This window comes from Bradyrhizobium sp. CCBAU 53340 (assembly GCF_015291645.1).
Classification (GTDB): Bacteria; Pseudomonadota; Alphaproteobacteria; order Rhizobiales; family Xanthobacteraceae; genus Bradyrhizobium.
Window position 1 is genome coordinate 308,162 of record NZ_CP030055.1, and the last position, 18,273, is coordinate 326,434.

Genomic DNA, 18,273 nt, shown 5'->3' on the forward strand with positions numbered 1-18,273 from the left:
TGACGCGTTTTCTTCACGCGAACCGGTAATCCACTTCGCTCGAAAACGCTATGGATAGGGCCGAATCGCGCCTGTTTACAGCGGAAGTTCCGGCTCCCGGCGGGCGTTGCGGCGTGCATTGGTGACCGCCGGCGAGGCGGTAGACCGGACAAAGCTCCAGCGGATCGAGGGCGCCTGCCGGGCATCCTGGCGGATCACAATCTGGGCAGTGCGGCGTGGGCCGTCATTGCCGGCCAGGAACACGCTGTCCTCGAGATCGACCTTGTCGTCGAGCGCCTCGAAGGTCCAGACGTCGCGGTTCGGCAATACCAGCATGACGCCGCGGGCGTCCGACAGCCGGCTCGCCTTCACCGCGGGATGCAGATGGAAGCGCAGCGCGAAATCGGCGTCAGCGCCCTTGAGCCGCGCGCCTTGGGGCGGTGACAGCGTGTCCTCGCCGTCGATCCGCGCGCCGTCATTGGCGACCATCAGCACGCGGCGATGGATCACGCCGAACTTGGCGAGATAGCCGTCATGCGAGGTCGTCAGCAGCGTGCCGCCCTCGACGACCTCGCGATAGCTCTCCACCTCATGGGGGCCGCTGACGATCGGCGCGCCGTGCAGCAGGCGCTTCATCGCCGACATCTCCACGAACTGGCACGACGAGGTGTCGTGATAGGTCAGGGTCGAATGCGCCGCGGTGCCGCGCGCGAATGGCCGCCAATTGTCGCGGCCGGTGGTCGGCATGCCGCAATTGGTCACGATGCGGCTGGTGCCGGAGGACAGTTCGAACGACAGGCAGCCGGCATGCGCATCGTGGCTGACGCCGGGCGGCGGCGGCGGGCCGGTGTCGATGATCACGGTGGTCGGGCCGGCATCGAGGCGCTGGAAGCCGGTGTGCGGCATGTTCGCCATCGGTGCGCCATGGGCATCGTCATAGGCGAGCAGCGTGGCGAGCAGGTCCGACGGCGTCGCGCTCATGCCGTTGAACAGCGCGAAATTGCCGTCGCCGTGGCGGAAGAAGCGCAGCATCGGCATCATGCGGTCGATCGCATTGAGCAGCGCCGGCGGCGGCGCGATGTTGCGCGCGGCAAAGGTCTGCCGCAGCGGCAACAGGTCGATCAGGAGCTCGATCAACGCACCGGGATTACGCGAGATGTGTCCGCCATCGGGGAGAATCTGCCGCTGCAATTCGTCGGAGAGTTTTTTCGAGGCGCTGCGGATATGGCGCGCCTGGTTGGCAAGGCAGAGCGTCGTGTAGCACAGCGCGATCTGCACCTGGAGCTTCGGCACCCCGTCCGGGATGTTGACCATGGTGAAGCGCAGGAAGCGGATCTCGCGTGCCAGCGCACGCAAGTAGCGGCGGTAGAATTTGTTGTCGGTGTCGTTGAGCACCAAAGGTGCCTGCGACAGCAGCGAAATCACGCGCCGCGCCAGCACGTCGGCGCGGCGGGCGACGGGACGGCGCTTGTTGGCGGGGTTGCTGATCCAGTCCTCGACCAGCGCGCGCGCATTCGCCCGGGTCAGCGCGGTGTCGGCGGCGCGCAGGTGACGCAGCCAGCCGAAGCCGAGCAGCGCGACCTCCCAGTCCTCCGAGGGCGGATCGAGATCGAAGATCGAGCGGCCGTGGCAATTGACGATCTTGCCGGCGAAGACGAAGCGGCCGGCATAGATCTCGGCGGCGCGCGTCGCGTCGGCCGTGCGAAGATCATGCGGCGCGATGATCAGCCGGTCGGTCCGGCCGGGCCAGACTCGCGATAGCGCAACGGAACCGCCGCTCGCGCGCGCGAGCATGTTCCGCGCGAAGCGGTTCATGACCAGCGTCGAGATACGTCTGCGTTGAGCGACCGACACGCCTTGCCTTGAAGGGGGAGAGGATTCCGACGAATCCTTATTAATCCCAAAAACGGCCGTCTGACACCACCTTGAAAGGTCCCGAATCAGTCCAGCGGTAGCAAAATCCGGTGCAAAATCAGGATTTAACGAGCCGGGCCGCGAAAAACCCGTCGAGCCCGCCGAGCTTCGGGTCGGCGTGCGGCAGATGGCTCGGCAAAGTCCGGAGATCGCCCTCTTTGGTGATGATCTCGCTGAGCCCGGAGACCTCGCTGGCCTCGATCGGCACGCGGCGAAGCGCCGGCTCTGCGGCCAGCAAGGTGGCGATGGCCTGCTCGCCCTCTTCCGGTTCCAACGAGCAGGTGCAGTAGACCAGCGTCCCGCCCGGCTTGAGCAGTGAGACGGATTTCTTCAGCAGCCGCTGCTGGAGCACGGTCATCGCGGCGACGTCCGACTCCTGCCGCAACCATGCGACGTCGGGGTGCCGGCGGATCGTCCCGGTCGAGGTGCAGGGTGCGTCGATCAGGACTCCATCGAAGCCCTCTGCCGGCCCCGCCCATTCCACGGCGTCGGCAACGACGGTCTCGGCCTGGAGCGACAGCCGGCTCAGGTTTTCGCGCAGGCGCGCCACCCGGGCGGGCGAGCGGTCGAGCGCGGTGACGCGCGCGCCTGCTAGCACCAGCTGTGCGGTCTTGCCGCCGGGCGCGGCACAGAGATCGGCGATGGATTTGCCCTTGATGTCGCCGAACAGCCGGACCGGCAGCGCGGCAGCGGCGTCCTGCACCCACCATTGTCCTTCGGCGAAACCGGGCAGCATGGTCACCGAGCCGTGCAGCAGCGTGCGGACCGAGCCGGTCGGCAGCACCTCGCCATGCAGCCGGCTCGCCCATTGCGCAGCGTCGGACTTCACGGTCAGGTCGAGCGAAGGTTCGTGGCCGAGCGCGAGCGCTATCTCCCGCGCGGTCGCCTCGCCGTAATGCACGCTCCAGCGCGCCAGCAGCCAGGGCGGCAGGTCGAGCGATTGCGTCGCGACCTCCTCGACCAGCGCCTGGCCCTCGCGCGCGCAGCGGCGCAGCACGGCGTTGACGAGGCCGGCATAGCGTGCGGCGCGCCGGTCGGATTGCACCAGGCGAACCGAGAGATCGACTGCGGCGTGATCGGGCACGTCCATCCAGAGGATCTGGGCGGCGCCGATCAAGAGCGCGCTCTGCGCGCGCGGCGCGTCGGATGGGATGCCCTTGTCGAGAAGGCGCGACAGCAAATGGCCGAGCGTGCCGAGCCGGCGCAGGATGGTTGCGACCAGGCGCCGCATCAGCGCGCGGTCGCGGTCGGCCAGCGTCTTCAGTCCGGGATGGGCGCCGGAGCCGTCGAGCTGGTCGTCGAGCGTGCGGTGCTTGTGCAAGACGCCGTCGACGATGTCGGCAGCGATCCGCCGCGCCGCGAGACCGGGCACTTCGGACGGAGGGGCAAAACGTTGAGACGGCATGCGAAAGTAAGGTTCTGAGCGGGCGGCAGTTCCGCCGCGATGGCGCATGCCTTAACAGGCGCATCTGTGGCATGCGAATATGCCAAATGTAAGAATGGCCTCTGGCGATTTCAGCCCTTGGCTGCCATTTCAGCAATGCGTTATTGGACGTCGCGCAGCCCTCGATCCTGCGCTAGGACACGCGTCGATGAGTAGCCAGCCTCCTGTTCCCGATCGCAAACCCTTGCCGCCCGCCGCCCAGCGCGCGCTGGCTGAAGCCGAGGCACGCCGGCAAGCCGCCGCGGCTCAGGCCGAGGCGGCTCCAAAGGAATTGCAGGGGCCGAAGGGGCCTGAGCCCACGCGCTACGGCGATTGGGAGCGCAAGGGCATCGCCTCCGATTTTTAAGGTTGGACGGCCTGTCTCCGGCGGCTCGACCACCAGCCTCTACAGATAATGGTGCTCCTGCAAATAGCGGATGATGCGCTCGCATCCCTCCTCGGTGGTCATTTCCGAGGTGTCGATCGTGATCTCGGGTGCTTGCGGCGCCTCGTAGGGATGATCGATGCCGGTGAAGGCCGGCAGCTCGCCCGCACGCGCCTTGCGATAGAGCCCTTTGGGATCGCGCCGCTCGCATTCGGCGAGCGGGGTTGCGACATGGATCTCGATGAACTCCCCCGCCTCGACGCGGTGCCGCGCCATCTCGCGTTCGTTGCGGAAGGGCGAGATCAGCGCGACCAGCGCGATCATGCCGGCATCGACGAACAGCGCCGCGATCTCGGCGACGCGCCGGACATTCTCCGTCCTCTCCGCGCTGGAAAAGCCGAGGTCACGGTTGATGCCGTGGCGGAGATTGTCGCCGTCAAGCAACGCCGCGTGACGTCCGAACTCGGCCAACCTGCGGTCGACGAGATCGGCGATCGTCGACTTGCCGGCACCGCTCAGCCCCGTGAACCAGAGCACGCAGGGCCGCTGCTGCTTGAGCCGTGCGCGCAGGGATTTGTCGATGGCGAGCTGTTGCCAGTGAATGTTGGTGGCGCGGCGCAGTGACAGGTCGATCATTCCCGCGGCAGCCGTGCGATGGCTGATCGGGTCGACGAGAATGAAGCTGCCCATCTCGCGGTTGTCGCGATAGGCCTCGAACACCAGGGCGCGGTCGAGGCTGACATGGGCGTAGCCGATCTGGTTGGCATCGAGCGTGGTCGCGCTCTCCTGCGCCATGGTGTCGATGGCAATGCGATACTTGAGCGTCGTGATCACCGCGCCCGATGAGGCGGTGCCGCATTTGAGCACGTAGCGCCGGCCCGGCGCCATGGCCTCGTCGTCGAACCAGACCAGATGCGCCGCCAGCTGATCCGAGACGAGCGGCGCTGCTCCCGACGTCAGCACGTCACCGCGGCTGACGTCGATCTCGTCGGTCAATGTGAGCGTCACCGATTCGCCGGCTGCAGCCCGATCGCGCTCGCCGTCAGGCGTGAGAATGCGCGCGATGTGCGCGCGACGGCCCGACGGCTGCACGGTGACAGCCTCGCCGGTTGCAATCGCCCCGCTGGCGATCCGTCCGCAGAAACCGCGAAAATCCGCATGCGGGCGGTTGACCCATTGCACCGGCAACCGGAACGGCCGTCCCGAGATTCCGCCGGTAACGTCGACCGATTCCAGGTAGGTCGTGACCGTCGGCCCGGTGTACCAGGGCATTCGCGTGCTCGCGACGGCGATGTTGTCGCCGTCTGGCGCCACGACCGGAATGCATTGGACCTGGGAGATACCGAGCTGGCCGGCCAGGGTCAGATATTCGGCCGTGATGGCCGCGAATCTGTCGTCGTCGAAGCCGATCAGATCCATCTTGTTGACGGCGAGCACGACGTGGCAGACGCCGAGCCGCGACAGGATGTGGCAGTGGCGCCGGGTCTGCGTGATCACGCCCTTGCGGGCGTCGACCAGGACCACGGCGAGGTCGGCGTTGGAGGCGCCGGTCGCCATGTTGCGGGTATACTGCGTGTGTCCCGGCGTGTCGGCGACGATGAAGCGGCGCAACTTCGTTGCGAAGAACCGGTAGGCGACGTCGATGGTGATGCCCTGCTCGCGCTCGGCCTGCAAGCCGTCGACCAGCAGCGCGAAATCGAGATCGCCGCCGGTGGTGCCAACCGTCTTGCTCTCCGACGCCAGCGTGTCGAGCTGGTCGTCGAGCAGCGTCTTGGAATCGTAGAGCAGGCGACCGACCAGCGTGCTCTTGCCGTCGTCGACGCTGCCGCAAGTGACGAAACGCAACGTCGGGCGATCGTCCTGGTCGAGCCGTGGCGCATCGGGCGCGGCGATCGTGGGAGCCTCGTGATAGGACATCAGAAGTATCCTTCCGCTTTCTTGCGCTCCATCGACGCGGGGCTGTCGCGGTCGATCATGCGTCCTTGCCGCTCGGAGGTGCGCGAGGCCATCATCTCCCGGACGATCTCCGGCAGCGTTGCCGCCGTCGAGACCGTCGCACCGCTGAGCGGGTAACAGCCGAGGGTACGAAACCTGACGGAGCGCCATCGCGGCTCTTCACCCGCATGCAGCGGCATGCGCTCGTCGTCGACCATGATCAGCGTGCCATCGCGCTCGACCACCGGGCGTCTTGCAGCCAGATAGAGCGGGACGATCGGGATGTTCTCGAGCAGGATGTAGTCCCAGACGTCGAGCTCGGTCCAGTTCGACAGCGGAAACACCCGCATGCTTTCGCCCGGCGCGAGCATCGTGTTGTACAGGCTCCATAGCTCCGGCCGCTGGTTTTTCGGATCCCAGCGATGTGCCGCGCTCCGGTGCGAGAACACGCGCTCCTTGGCGCGCGACTTCTCCTCGTCGCGGCGCGCGCCTCCGATCGCGGCGTCGAAGCCGTGCAGATCCAGCGCCTGCCGCAGGGCCTGTGTCTTCATCACGTCGGTGTAGCGGGCGGAGCCGTGGCAGAACGGCGTGATGCCCTGGCTCAATCCATCGCGGTTGGTGTGGACGATCAGATCGAGACCGAGCTCGCGGGCCCGGCGGTCGCGAAAGGCGATCATATCGCGAAACTTCCAGGTCGTGTCGACATGCAGCAGCGGAAACGGCGGCCTGCCGGGATGAAACGCCTTCATCGCCAGATGCAGCAGCACCGAGGAATCCTTGCCGATCGAGTAGAGCATGACCGGCTTGCGGAACTCGGCCGCCGTCTCGCGCAGGATATGAATGCTTTCTGCTTCGAGGCGGCGGAGATGGCTGGTGGCGCTGCGGCGCATGGTGGCCGCGTCGGGCACATCGTGCGCCGGCGCCGCCTCCATCGTGGGAGCGAGCTGGCCGCTCATGCGGCAGTACCCAGGCAGTCGCCGAACAGGCGCGCGGCGGTGTCGGTGTCCAGCGCGAGATCACGGATGCAGGCCGCGACCGAGGCGCGATACATGTCGTCGATGCCGTAGCGTCCGATGACCTGGAGCTGGGCGTCGCTCAGCGAGGCCGTCTTGCGGCTGCGGTAACGATAGGCCGTGTCGGATCCGTGAAGGCCGACCACGGTGTAGATCTTCGGCTCGCTCAGGAAGGTGACGCCGGACCCCTTCGTTTCAATCTGCCCGCGCTCCTTCCAGTCGGTGACGGCGCCTTCGGTGAAGCGTGCGCCAAGGCCGAGCCGGTCGAACAGCTTTCGCACCGAGCCGGTCGCGTCCTTGCTGGCCTCATAAACATAGTGCGTCACGGGCACGCCGTGCCGTCTTGCATAGCTTTCGACGCGAAGCGCGTTCAGCGACGAGATCACGTAGTTCTGGATCAGGCGATCCTCGGGAACGCGGTCCGACCATTTCTCGTGCCACGAAGCGAGCGAGCTCGCGGGATCGCGATCGAGCATGATCATGTGGAGCTTGTCGGCCGGCCAGCCGGCCTCGATCAGCGGTTGGAGCGGCAGGAACAGGCTTTCGGCGAGCACATAGGGTCCCGCCATTTCCTTGCTGAAGATATGTGGCTGCTCCGCGGCCGTCGGTGCGGCCCAGGGCTCGCCCGCATTTCCAAGCAGCCGATGGCGCAGCACGACCTTTACCGGCTGGAAATAGGAGGGCATGCCGGCGACGCCGAACAGATTGGTGAGCGCGGTCGAGCCCACGCGGCAGCGTCCCCATGCACAGTAGAGCATGGGGAAGTCTTCGGGAGCCCAGTGACGGAGCGTCTCGCCAAGGCAGTCCCTCACCTCCCACATCAATTCGTCCAGCGCGGCAGGCCGGTTCTGGTACTTGCCATCAGGTACAAGCACCATCGTCTCGAGCGAGGGATGGTCGCGGCGCACGAGATCGGCGAGGCGGTCGGTTTCTTCGACTGACGTCAGGATGGTGCTCATCTCAGGACCTTTCGGGTTGAGGATCGAATCGACCACGGACTGGGCGCGGCGCAGGTTGATGTCGACTGCGGCGGCATAGAAGTGCGTGCCCTTGGTGGGGCCGCCGACCGCGTAGACGTTGGGATAGGGATTGCCGTGGCGGTCGCGAACCCGGCTGTCGTCATAGCCGCAGCGAATTCCGCCGAGCGGGTCTAGTGAGATGAGTCCCTGGCGCTGCATGTCCTGGTAGAGCGGGCTGGTGTCCAGTCGGTAGGACGGACCCGTCGCGTCGACGAGATAGTCGACCTCGCGATGGCTGCCGTCGGCGAAGGTCGCGCGAAACCGGCCGCCGATGTCGGTCACATCGCGCAAGCGCGCGTGGGCCGAGAGCCTGCCTGACCGCATCAGGTCGCGGATGCGGATGCCATTCTCCAGCGGCATCGCCGAGCGGTTGCGAAGCCAGCCGGAATTGTAGGCGTCCATGAAGCGCATCTTCTCGGCATCGCTCATTCGGGTCCAGGCCTCGCACATCACGTCGATGATGCTGACGAGGTAGGCGTAGACGCTGGGCTCGCCGGTCTCGGCGCGCGCGACGTTGTGCTCGAGATCATCAAGCGCATCGCCATCGATATTCCGGCAGGACAGATCGCAGCGGATTCCGGTCGTCTCCAGCAGCAGCTCGGAAAGGCGGGCAGCAAAGGCGTCGGCTTCGATGCGCGCGCGGCTGGTCACATAACGATGCAGGGCGTCGCGGAAGTCGTTCGCGATTGCCGGAAACGCCGCCGGCTGCACCGTGGGAAACAGGCCGCTTCTGGAGAAGCAGGCCACCTTGACGGCCTCGTGAGACTTGGCCAGCGCCGCCGCGGTGTCGACCGCGCTGAGGCCGCTTCCGAGGATGCCGACCTCGATGCCGTCGCGATCGGCGAAGGTGAATTGGGCGTAGGGATCGCGGATGTAGTTCGGGCTGGCAGTCAGACCGTAGTGGTCGTCGGGCGCGTTGTGACCGGTGCAGAGGATCAGCACGGACGAGATGTGCGTGATGTTGCGGTCGGTCGTCAGCAAGACATCGCGATCGGGCGAGAATCGCATGCGGACCACTTCGGCATGTTCGACATGGACCGGCAGGCCGACGCTCCGGCATTGCGCGATTGCAGCGAGACGCACGGAATCGAGATAATCCTTGTAGACCATCCGCGGCAGATGCTTGTTGCCGTGGCTGCTGAGGCCGTGGACGCGAAGCCAGCGTAGAAATTCCTCCGCGTCGTTCGGACGGATCGACATCGTTGACGGCTTCATGTTGAGCAGATGGCGGTCGCTCTGGGTGCGATAGGCGACTCCGCCATCGAATCCGGACTTGTCGAACAGCTGGATTCCGCTGATCGCGCCGTTGTCGCACCCCGATGCGGCGAGCTCCGCCAGATGGCGCAAGATCGTGATGCCGGTTGCGCCGCCGCCGACGATGCTGATGATCATCGCTCAATTCTCCCCAGTCTGTCGTGTTTGACCCAGGCGCGAGCGGGGGCTCGGCGTGGGGGCCTCCCAAAGCCGTTGTTGTTCGACGCGTCAGAAAGGTAATTTGCAGCCGGCCTCGTGTCGGCCGCAGGGGATGCGGGCGTCAGGCCGCCCGCACCGTATCGAGGAATTTCGCAACTTCGTTCTTGAGACGACTGCTCTCCGTCGAGAGTGAGCGTGCGGATGCTAGAACCTGGGTCGACGCCGAACCGGTGGCGCTGGCGCCGTGACTGACCTGGGCGATCTTGTCAGCGACTTCGACTGTTCCCTTGGCGGCTTCGCTGACGTTGCGTGCGATTTCCGCCGTCGCGGCGCCCTGCTCTTCGATGGTCGCTGCGATCGTCGTCGAGATGTCCGAGATCTTGGAGATGGTCGCGCCGATCTCCTTGATGGCGCCGACGGAGTCTTCCGTGGCCGACTGCATGCCGGCGATCTGCGCGCTGATTTCGTCGGTCGCTTTCGCGGTCTGGGCCGCCAGCGCCTTGACTTCGCTGGCCACCACCGCGAAGCCGCGGCCGGATTCGCCGGCCCGTGCAGCCTCGATGGTCGCGTTCAGCGCCAGGAGGTTGGTCTGCTCGGCGATCGCTGTGATCAGCTTCACGACGTCGCCGATCCGTCCGGCGGCCTTGAGCAATTCGTTGATGCGCGCATCGGTGCGCTCGGCCTGCGTCACCGCGTCACGCGCGATCCGGCTGGAGTCATGGACTTGCCGGCCGATCTCGACCACCGATGCGCTCATCTCCTCGGCGGCGGACGCCACGGCTCCGACATTGGAAGAAGCTTCCTCGGAAGCCGCGGCCACCATGCCGGAGAGCTGCTCGGTCTCCTCCGCCGTTCCCGACAGCGTGCCGGCGGCGGATTCGAGCTGATGTGAGGCTGAAGAAACCGAGTTGATGATGCCGCCGACCGCATCCTCGAACGCGCCAGCCAGCCGGACCATCTCCTGCTTGCGCCGCGTGGCGGCTGCGGCCTCCTGATCCTTCTGCTCCGCCTCCATCTGCTCGATGCGGATCAGATTGTCCCTGAACGTGCGGGCGGCGCGGGCGTTGTCGCCGACTTCGTCGCCGCGGGCGGTATAGGGAATCTCGACGGCCTTGTTTCCGCCGGCCAGCTGCAGCAGCACCTCGCCGATGCGACGGATCGGCCGGGCGATGCTCAGCACCGAGAACAGCGCCGAGCCGGCCAGCACCAGAATCACGAGGACGCCGACGGCCAGACTGACCCAAGTCGCCTGTTCCAACGCAGTCATCAGTTGGCTCTGCCGCAGGGCCGTGTATTCGTTGTTGGCGGCAACCAGCTTGTCGACGCGCGTTGTGATTTCCCTGGCGGCCGGACGCAGCCGCTCCTCAAGGATGCGTGTCTTGGTCTCCTCTGCCTTCACGGCGGCGCCGGTCGCGGCCTTGTAACGTCCCGCAAGCGCCGCCAGCGCGTCGATCCCCTCCGCCATTTCCTTGTCGGCGGATTGACGCGCCTGCTTCAGGTCGCGGATCAAGGCATCGACACGTGCGACGATACGATCCTTCTGGTCGGCATCGCTCGTTGCCGCGAAGTGCCAATCGGCGGCGCTGACCGCCTTGAAGGCTGCGTCGGCCTCGCGCAACTGGACCTCGATGCCGAGACGGTTCGGAGACGCGGCAAGGGCGGGCGATGCCAGCAACTTTTCGAGTGCCTTGTTCCAGGCATCCTCGATCTGAGTTGCCGCGGCGAATTCGGTGATGGCGATGCCACGGGCTTCGCCGAGATCGTTGCCGGCCTTGAGCGAGGCGTCGAGCTGGACCTTGACCTCGCGACAAAGCTCTTTGGCTTCGGCGCGCTTGGACCTGACCAATGCGGCGTCTATTTCGGTCGTGGCATTGGCAATGGAGTTGTGCAGCACCTGGAGCTGTTGGGCGAGAGCCTCGGCGCTGAAGGCAGATCCGATCTCCCCCACTGCGAGGCGCGCGCGGGTCACTGCGAGTTCGGCGCCCTGGGCATTGGCCTTGTTGGCGGTGTTGATGACCACCAATTCGCTCAGTCCCGCGATTTGCCCGTTTCTGATGAGCTGGTTGCCGAGCATGCCACCGACGAGGAGGACCCCAGCACTTGCCGTCAGTCCGAGCTTTGTACCGATGCGAAACTTGAACGATGGCATATTTACCGCTCCCCCACACGCATACCGAGTACTCCCTTCTAATACTAAACAAGAGCTGAAGATCAAACTCCGTACAACTACAGGAGGTATCGAATGGAGAGCGTTTGGAACAGCGCTCTCCGCATAGGTGCGGTTTTACGGTCAGTCCGGGCCAGGCGAGACGCGGCGCTCGCGCAATCGCCGGTACAGGCCGAAGGGTGGGCCGTGCCTTGCGAGGTTCCCCGACTCAGCCCTAGCGTGAGCTGATGCGTTTCCAGGACCGCCCCAATGTCCATCGGCCGCGATTCGGCGGCTCGCCGTTCCGCCGTCGCTTCTCCGGATTGTTGCCGTGGATTTTCGTGGTCGGGATCGCTGCGGCGATCGTGCTCACCTTCCGGCATGGGGCGAATTGGTCGCTTCGGCATCCGGCCGACGAGCGCACGCAGGATGCCGAGATTATCCTTCAGCAGTCAGGCAATCCCGACGACCGCCTGTCGGTCGATGTCATCCGCACCGTCGACGGCGATACCTTCGTGGCGCGCGTGCATCGGCGCGGTGGGCGCGATCTCGTCGCGCGCGTTCGCCTGCGCGGCATCGATGCACCCGAGATGAAGGCGTCCTGCCAGGACGAACTGGACAAGGCCGAAGCCGCCACCGAGGCGCTGCGCAACCTGCTCGGCCAGGGTGGCGTCACGATCTACAATCTCGGCACGGAAAAATACGGGCGCGTTCTCGCCGATGTCGCCACGAAACGGACCGCCAACGTTTCGGCGGCCATGCTCGCGGGTGGTTACGCGCGCAGCTACAATGGCGGCCATCGCGACGGCTGGTGCACGCGCGGCTGGCGCTTCTGGTAACAAAAAAGCCGCGTCTGATGACGCGGCTCTTTCAATCTCTGCCTTGGTCGCGACGATCAGCGCGTCACGACGACCTTCGTTCCGACCGAGACGCGGCTGTAGAGGTCGGTGATGTCGTCGTTGAGCATGCGGATGCAGCCATAGGAGACGAAGCCGCCGACCGAGCCCGGAACATTGGTGCCATGGATGGCATATTCGCCGCCGGCCAGCGTCATCGCTGCAACGCCCATCGGATTGCGCGGCGAGCCGCCGGGGATGACGTCGGGAAGCTGCGGCTTGTCGCGCTTCACCTCGGCGGGCGGCGACCAGGCCGGATTGCGATACTTGCCGTCGATGCGGGTGGTGCCGGCCCACTGCTTGCCGGACTTGCCGACGCCGACCGGATAGCGGACGGCATGGCCGTCATCGAGGATGAGATAAAGTCGCCGCTCGTTGGTTTTGACCACGATGGTGCCCGGCGAATAGTCGGCCATGTGGGTACCCACCATCTCCGGCCGCGCCTCGGCCGCGGTCGACATCAAGGCGCCTGCCCCGATGGTGGCAGCCAGCGCCAGTGCAATCTTCCTCGACATCAATTTCCCCCAGCCCGAACGGATCGTCCAAATTCATGCAAAAAACCGGCAATCGCCTGCTCGCCCGGACATTCTAACCGCGCCTGTTAACCGGCTGGTTTCCACGCGCGACTGCCAGGGCGAGCCAGCAGGGGGAACAAAGGAAATGTTCAAACCAAAGTAAATGACCTGAAAACAACACTCGGCGGGAAAGATACCGTCGCGCCCGTGCACGCCCTGACAAATGTGTGAGGGGGTGAACGGCGGTTGTCTTAGGCGACGTTGGCGCGAAAAGCAGTCTTGTGTCCCGGACGCGCTGCAGCGTGCAACGCTGCTGCGCGTCCGGGACCCAGCTCTTTCTGCCGCGTGGATCGATGGGCCCCGGCTCTGCAGCGCACCGCTGACTGGACGATGCTTCGCATCGCCAAGGAAGCGCCGCGCTGCGTCCGGGGCACGAGGGCGGCCTTATGCCGACTTCTTGTTTTGCCGGTTCTTGACGAGATCGTCGACCACGGCGGGATCCGCCAGGGTCGAGGTGTCGCCCAGGCTGCCGGGTTCGTCCTCGGCGATCTTGCGCAGGATGCGGCGCATGATCTTGCCTGAGCGGGTCTTGGGCAGGCCGGGCGCGAACTGGATCTGGTCGGGCGAGGCGATCGGGCCGATCTCCTTGCGCACCCAGGTGACGAGCTCTTTTCGCAAATCCTCGGTCGGCTCGATGCCGGCCATCAGGGTGACATAGGCGTAGATGCCCTGGCCCTTGATGTCGTGCGGGAATCCGACCACGGCCGCTTCCGAGACTTTCTCGTGTGCGACCAGCGCGCTCTCGACTTCCGCGGTGCCCATGCGGTGACCGGAGACGTTGATGACGTCGTCGACGCGGCCGGTGATCCAGTAATAACCGTCGGCGTCGCGGCGGCAGCCGTCACCGGTGAAATACTTGCCCTTGTAGGTCGAGAAATACGTCTGCTCGAAGCGGGCGTGATCGCCATAGACCGTGCGCATCTGGCCCGGCCATGAGCGGGTCAAACAGAGATTGCCTGACGTCTCACCCTCCAGAACATTGCCGTCTGCGTCGACGATCTCGGGCGCCACGCCGAAGAACGGCTGCGTCGCCGAGCCGGGCTTCAGCTTGGTCGCGCCGGGCAGCGGTGTGATCAGGATGCCGCCGGTCTCGGTCTGCCACCAGGTGTCGACGATCGGGCAGCGGTCGTCGCCGACGACGCGGTGATACCATTCCCAGGCTTCCGGATTGATGGGCTCGCCGACCGAGCCGAGCAGACGAAGCGAGGCGCGCGAGGTCTTCTTCACGGGTTCATCGCCGCCCTGCATCAATGCGCGGATCGCGGTCGGCGCGGTGTAGAAGATGTTGACCTTGTGCTTGTCGATGACGTTCCAGAAGCGCGAATTGTCAGGGTAATTCGGCACGCCTTCGAACATCAGCGTGGTCGCGCCGTTGGCGAGCGGCCCATACAGAATGTAGCTATGGCCGGTGACCCAGCCGACGTCGGCGGTGCACCAGTAGATGTCGCCATCGTGATAGTCGAAGACGTATTGATGCGTCATCGACGCGAACACGAGATAGCCGGCGGAGGTGTGCAGCACGCCCTTGGGCTGGCCGGTCGAGCCCGACGTGTAGAGGATGAACAGCGGATCCTCGGCGTGCATGTGCTCGACCGGGCATTCGGTCGTCACCATCGCAGCCGCCTCGTGGTACCAGAGGTCGCGCGTCGGGTTCATGTCGATCTTGCCGCCGGTGCGCTTGACCACGATGACCCAATCGACACCGTCGGCCTTGGCGAGCGCCGCGTCGACATTGGCCTTCAACGGCACCTTCTTGCCGCCGCGCAGGCCTTCATCCGCGGTGATGATGACCTTGGACTGGCAGTCGTTGATGCGCTGGGCGAGTGAATCGGGTGAGAAGCCCGCGAACACCACGGAATGGATCGCGCCGATCCGCGCGCAGGCCAGCATCGCATAGGCCGCTTCGGGAATCATCGGCAGATAGATGGTGACGCGGTCGCCCTTCTTGACGTTGCGGGTCCGCAGGATGTTGGCCATCCGGCAGACCTCGTCGTGCAACTCCTTGTAGGTGATGTGCTTGGACTGTGAGGGATCGTCGCCTTCCCAGATGATCGCGGTCTGGTTGCCGCGCTTGGCGAGGTGTCGGTCGATGCAGTTGTGCGCGACGTTGAGGATGCCGTCCTCGAACCATTTGATCGAGATGTTGCCGGGCGCGAATGAAACGTTTTCGATCTTGGTCGGCGCGTGCATCCAGTCGATACGCTTGGCCTGCTCGGCCCAGAAGCCGTTCGGGTCCGCGATCGAGCGGGCGTACATTTCCTTGTACTTGGCTTGGTCGACCCAGGCGCGCTTGGCCCAATCCGCGGGTACGTCGTAGACTTTCTCGGACATATTTTCCCTCCACATACGGCAAGCCAAACGTTGGCGACGCGCAAGCCGACTTCGATCGTTGAACGATTATGCGTCGGGCTAACCGGCCCCGACAAGGATCACAAGCTGGACCTTCGGTGAGCGGCCGACCATGCGGAAAATCAAGCTTCGCGGGCCGGTGTCGCAAATCTGAAACACGCCCGGAAACATCTTTCGGCTCTTTACCGAGATCCTCGGAACAGGCGGGCGCAGGGCGCCCATGCGGTCAAAGAGGTATTTAGAAACCTCTTTTTACTGATTCGGGACTCGCAATGCGGTTCGGAACACCCTAAGTGGCTAAACCGGGTCCCAAGAGACCTTCCGGGCGAGGCTCGGAACAAAAATCAGAACAGCGGCATTGAACGGTAACAGACAGGGCTAAGGCTTAAGACTATGATGGATCAGCAGAATCTCGGGACGATATCGCCCGCTTCGGCCGATCCCGCCGCCATCGCGCTGGCCAAGGCCCTCGGACAATGGCCGAAACCATCAGGTTCCATCCGTCCCAGCCCGAAAAAGGTGTTCGATACCGCGCCTGCGGCGACGGTCGAAGCGCTCGCCAAGGAGCTTGGCCTGCGGCTCGGTGACCAGAACGAGCTGACCATCCGCCGTGTCAGGCGCGGCAAAGGCTATTCCTTCGTTCGTCCCAACGGCGCGCATATCCGCGACGCCCGGACCATCCGCCGGCTGCACGCGATGGCAGTGCCGCCGGCCTATCGCGAGGTGCGCTACTCCGCCGATCCGAGCTCGCATCTGCAGGCGGTGGGCCGCGATGCCGCGGGCCGGCTGCAATATCGCTATCATGCCGATTGGGAGAAGGTCCGCGAGCACCGCAAGGCACATCGCCTGGAAAAGCTCGTCGGCGCGCTGCCCAAGATCCGGCGCAAGGTCTCGGCGTTCCTGTCGGGCGACGAGCCGACGCGCGAGTTTGCGCTCTCGGCGGTGATCGAGCTGATCGCGCGCACCGCGATCCGTCCCGGCAATGAATCCTATGCCCGCCTCAACGGCACCCGCGGCGCGACCACGCTGTTGAAGTCGAACGTGACGCTGGAAGACGATTGCTTCGTGCTGACCTTCAAGGCGAAGGGCGGCAAGGCGGTGCGCAAGGAGTGCGACGCGGCCAAGCTGGTGCGCGCCATCGGCATTTTGCAGAGCGTCCCCGGCAAGCGCATGTTCCAGTACCGCGATGCCTACGGCATCGTGCGCGCCGTCAGCACCACACAGGTGAATGCATTCCTGCGCGAGATCGCCGGCATCAAGATTTCGCTGAAGGATTTCCGCACGCTGATGGCCTCCGCCGTCGTCGTCGAATCGCTGTCGCGGATCACGCCGGCGACCAGCCAGCGCGGCCGCAAGAAGCAGGTGCTGGACGCCATCCGCGCCGCCGCCGACAAGCTCTCCAACACGCCGGCGATCTGCCGCAAGAGCTATGTCCACGACACCATCGTCACGGCCTTCGAAGAAGGCATCCTCGAGCGCTTCGCGGCGACCATGAAGGGCCAGCGCTCGCAGGCAAGGCGCGAGCAGCTGCTGGCGCAGGTGGTGGCGACCGCAGCCGTTTAACCCGCCACATCGCTACATATTGTCGGAAACGCCCTTGTCGGGGCCGGGATCGCGGCCCGCGGCGACATTCGTGAGCCGGCTCAGATAGTGTGCCCAGCCCTTCGCGTGCGCCGCCACCTGTTCCTCGGTCGGCAGCCCGCTATGCGTCATACGCAGCAACGTGCCGCCGTCGCGCTCGATCAGGTCGATCTCGATCAGGCTCGAGCCGGGCGGCACTTCCTGACCGCCCTCCCAGCCGAACGTGTAGGCCAGGCGATGCACCGGCACCACCTCGCGGAAGGCGCCGCGGGCGACGCTGCCACGGGGACCGATACCCTTGAGCAGATAGAGCCCACCGGGATGCGGCTCTGTGGTCGCATCCGAGCCCATCCAGCTCAGGATTTTCTCAGGATCGGTCAAATAGGCGAAGACAGTGGCGCGCGGGGCGGCGATCTGGGTCTCGCGTCGCAATACGAACGGCTCGGTCATTTGCGATCATCCCTCAGGTGATCCTGGGACATGGCGGCGCCAAAGCGGCCCGTCAAGGATTGCTCGTGACAAGAACGGTCCTCCTTCGCCATCATCGGATCATGCAACTCTCCCCGACCCTCGCCTGGCTCGTCGATGCCGCCTCGGAAAGCTCGGGGGCTGATCGCCTGCTTGCGGAACTCGGTGCGCATCTGGTTGCGGACGGCGTGCCGCTTGCGGCAGGTGCCCTGACGCTGGAGGTGCCACACCCGCTGATCGCGAAGCGGACCTGGTTGTGGCGCGCGGACAACGGCCGGGTGATCGAGGCCCTCGGCTTTGCACCTGGCGGGCTGGCGCCCGATCTGCCCGACGATGCCGGCCGCGGCTGGCTGCGCGGCATCGCGGGCGGCGACGTGCATGAAGATGTTGTCGGACGCGATGGGCCGCTGCTCGGCTGGATAGGGCCGCGTCCATTCACGTCAGATGAAATCGAGCAATTGCGCCAGGCCGCGCGCTTTGCAGCGACGCCGCTTGCCGCGCTCGCTGCCCGCGCCACCTTGCGGGCGACGCTGGAGGCCTATCTCGGCAAGCGCAGCGCGGAGCGGGTGCTCGCGGCACCTCTGCGGCGGGACTTAGGTGAGACCATCCAGGCTGCGCTGCTCTATGCCGATCTGCGCGGCTTCACCACCTTGTCGGAAACCAGTCCGCCGGCTGAAATCATCGCCGCACTCGACGCCTGGTTCGATCGCATCGCCGGTGCCGTCCACGCGTTTGGCGGCGAGGTGCTTAAATTCATCGGCGACGGCGTGCTGGCGATCTTTCCGGTGGTCGAGGCGTCGCCACGTCGTGCCTGCGAAGCCGCCCTGCGTGCCGCCGGTGCCGCCGAGGCCGGGATGGCGTATCTCAACGCCGAGCGCGACGCGCAAGGTTTGCCGCCACTGGCGTTCGGCGCTGCTCTTCATCTCGGCGAGATGCTCTGGGGCAATATCGGCGCCGCCAACAGGCTCGATTTCACGGCGATCGGTCCCGCCGTCAATCTCGCCAGCCGGCTCGAAGGCCTGTGCAAGCCGCTCGGCAGGACCGTGCTGGTTTCCGGCGCACTCGCTGCCGAGACGGACATGCCCCTGATCGCGCTCGGCCTGCACAAGCTGCGCGGCATTGCCTCGCCATGCGAGGTCCTCACGCTGCCGGAAACGCCGGGACGAGCGCCTTAGCT

Annotated in this window: 13 protein-coding genes; 4 read left to right on the plus strand and 9 right to left on the minus strand. The window is 65.5% G+C overall.

What is annotated here, in order from left to right; translation table 11 throughout:
- Positions 1 to 75 precede the first annotated feature (75 nt).
- Together XH89_RS01440 and XH89_RS01445 are read right to left on the minus strand one after the other, a co-directional pair.
- Positions 76 to 1,794 (minus strand): heparinase II/III family protein, encoded by a 1,719-nt coding sequence (locus XH89_RS01440; protein ID WP_194465378.1) that lies wholly within the window; start codon positions 1,792 to 1,794, stop codon positions 76 to 78.
- A gap of 157 nt (positions 1,795 to 1,951) precedes the next feature.
- A complete protein-coding gene (locus XH89_RS01445; protein ID WP_194465379.1) occupies positions 1,952 to 3,298 on the minus strand; it encodes an RsmB/NOP family class I SAM-dependent RNA methyltransferase in 1,347 nt (448 codons plus the stop codon).
- A gap of 187 nt (positions 3,299 to 3,485) precedes the next feature.
- Here XH89_RS01445 and XH89_RS01450 point away from each other — a divergent pair, with 187 nt between their 5' ends.
- A complete protein-coding gene (locus XH89_RS01450; RefSeq protein ID WP_194465380.1) occupies positions 3,486 to 3,683 on the plus strand; it encodes a DUF1674 domain-containing protein in 198 nt (65 codons plus the stop codon).
- A gap of 39 nt (positions 3,684 to 3,722) precedes the next feature.
- Here the strand turns inward: XH89_RS01450 and cysC are convergent, their stop codons facing one another.
- The 4 genes from cysC to XH89_RS01470 form a co-directional block, all read right to left on the minus strand.
- Positions 3,723 to 5,618: an adenylyl-sulfate kinase gene (cysC, locus tag XH89_RS01455; protein WP_194465381.1), complete on the minus strand. Its 1,896-nt coding sequence runs from the start codon at positions 5,616 to 5,618 to the stop codon at positions 3,723 to 3,725.
- Positions 5,618 to 6,526: a sulfate adenylyltransferase subunit CysD gene (cysD, locus tag XH89_RS01460; protein ID WP_194468332.1), complete on the minus strand. Its 909-nt coding sequence runs from the start codon at positions 6,524 to 6,526 to the stop codon at positions 5,618 to 5,620. The genes cysC and cysD overlap by 1 nt, the downstream gene beginning before the upstream one ends.
- A gap of 62 nt (positions 6,527 to 6,588) precedes the next feature.
- Positions 6,589 to 9,060 (minus strand): FAD/NAD(P)-binding domain-containing protein, encoded by a 2,472-nt coding sequence (locus XH89_RS42030; RefSeq protein WP_194465382.1) that lies wholly within the window; start codon positions 9,058 to 9,060, stop codon positions 6,589 to 6,591.
- Positions 9,061 to 9,202: 142 nt separating this feature from the next.
- A complete protein-coding gene (locus tag XH89_RS01470; RefSeq protein ID WP_194465383.1) occupies positions 9,203 to 11,230 on the minus strand; it encodes a methyl-accepting chemotaxis protein in 2,028 nt (675 codons plus the stop codon).
- 245 nt (positions 11,231 to 11,475) lie between these two features.
- On the opposite strand from XH89_RS01470, the gene XH89_RS01475 reads away from it, so the two are divergent.
- On the plus strand, positions 11,476 to 12,066 hold the full coding sequence (locus XH89_RS01475) for a thermonuclease family protein (protein WP_194465384.1): 591 nt from the start codon (positions 11,476 to 11,478) through the stop codon (positions 12,064 to 12,066).
- Between the two features lie 56 nt (positions 12,067 to 12,122).
- Here the strand turns inward: XH89_RS01475 and XH89_RS01480 are convergent, their stop codons facing one another.
- Positions 12,123 to 12,638 carry a L,D-transpeptidase gene (locus XH89_RS01480; RefSeq protein WP_194465385.1) on the minus strand — a complete coding sequence of 172 codons (516 nt, stop codon included), beginning with the start codon at positions 12,636 to 12,638 and terminating at the stop codon, positions 12,123 to 12,125.
- A gap of 444 nt (positions 12,639 to 13,082) precedes the next feature.
- Positions 13,083 to 15,029 (minus strand): acetate--CoA ligase, encoded by a 1,947-nt coding sequence (gene acs / locus XH89_RS01485; protein ID WP_194465386.1) that lies wholly within the window; start codon positions 15,027 to 15,029, stop codon positions 13,083 to 13,085.
- A 411-nt stretch (positions 15,030 to 15,440) separates the two neighbouring features.
- Here acs and XH89_RS01490 point away from each other — a divergent pair, with 411 nt between their 5' ends.
- Positions 15,441 to 16,610: a DNA topoisomerase IB gene (locus XH89_RS01490; protein WP_194465387.1), complete on the plus strand. Its 1,170-nt coding sequence runs from the start codon at positions 15,441 to 15,443 to the stop codon at positions 16,608 to 16,610.
- A 12-nt stretch (positions 16,611 to 16,622) separates the two neighbouring features.
- On the opposite strand, the gene XH89_RS01495 is transcribed toward XH89_RS01490, so the two are convergent.
- The gene (locus XH89_RS01495) at positions 16,623 to 17,078 is read right to left on the minus strand and encodes an SRPBCC domain-containing protein (RefSeq protein ID WP_194465388.1); all 456 of its coding nucleotides are present in this window, start codon (positions 17,076 to 17,078) and stop codon (positions 16,623 to 16,625) included.
- A 101-nt stretch (positions 17,079 to 17,179) separates the two neighbouring features.
- On the opposite strand from XH89_RS01495, the gene XH89_RS01500 reads away from it, so the two are divergent.
- Positions 17,180 to 18,271 (plus strand): adenylate/guanylate cyclase domain-containing protein, encoded by a 1,092-nt coding sequence (locus XH89_RS01500; RefSeq protein ID WP_194468333.1) that lies wholly within the window; start codon positions 17,180 to 17,182, stop codon positions 18,269 to 18,271.
- Positions 18,272 to 18,273: the final 2 nt, after the last annotated feature.

What these genes read in the sequence shown, in the direction of transcription:
- XH89_RS01440 (WP_194465378.1), bottom strand. Translation starts at nt 1,794, where the DNA reads ATGAACCGCTTCGCGCGGAACATGCTCGCGCGCGCGAGCGGCGGTTCC.
- XH89_RS01445 (WP_194465379.1), bottom strand. Translation starts at nt 3,298, where the DNA reads ATGCCGTCTCAACGTTTTGCCCCTCCGTCCGAAGTGCCCGGTCTCGCG.
- XH89_RS01450 (WP_194465380.1), top strand. Translation starts at nt 3,486, where the DNA reads ATGAGTAGCCAGCCTCCTGTTCCCGATCGCAAACCCTTGCCGCCCGCC.
- cysC (WP_194465381.1), bottom strand. Translation starts at nt 5,618, where the DNA reads ATGTCCTATCACGAGGCTCCCACGATCGCCGCGCCCGATGCGCCACGG.
- cysD (WP_194468332.1), bottom strand. Translation starts at nt 6,526, where the DNA reads ATGCGCCGCAGCGCCACCAGCCATCTCCGCCGCCTCGAAGCAGAAAGC.
- XH89_RS42030 (WP_194465382.1), bottom strand. Translation starts at nt 9,060, where the DNA reads ATGATCATCAGCATCGTCGGCGGCGGCGCAACCGGCATCACGATCTTG.
- XH89_RS01470 (WP_194465383.1), bottom strand. Translation starts at nt 11,230, where the DNA reads ATGCCATCGTTCAAGTTTCGCATCGGTACAAAGCTCGGACTGACGGCA.
- XH89_RS01475 (WP_194465384.1), top strand. Translation starts at nt 11,476, where the DNA reads ATGCGTTTCCAGGACCGCCCCAATGTCCATCGGCCGCGATTCGGCGGC.
- XH89_RS01480 (WP_194465385.1), bottom strand. Translation starts at nt 12,638, where the DNA reads ATGTCGAGGAAGATTGCACTGGCGCTGGCTGCCACCATCGGGGCAGGC.
- acs (WP_194465386.1), bottom strand. Translation starts at nt 15,029, where the DNA reads ATGTCCGAGAAAGTCTACGACGTACCCGCGGATTGGGCCAAGCGCGCC.
- XH89_RS01490 (WP_194465387.1), top strand. Translation starts at nt 15,441, where the DNA reads ATGATGGATCAGCAGAATCTCGGGACGATATCGCCCGCTTCGGCCGAT.
- XH89_RS01495 (WP_194465388.1), bottom strand. Translation starts at nt 17,078, where the DNA reads ATGACCGAGCCGTTCGTATTGCGACGCGAGACCCAGATCGCCGCCCCG.
- XH89_RS01500 (WP_194468333.1), top strand. Translation starts at nt 17,180, where the DNA reads ATGCAACTCTCCCCGACCCTCGCCTGGCTCGTCGATGCCGCCTCGGAA.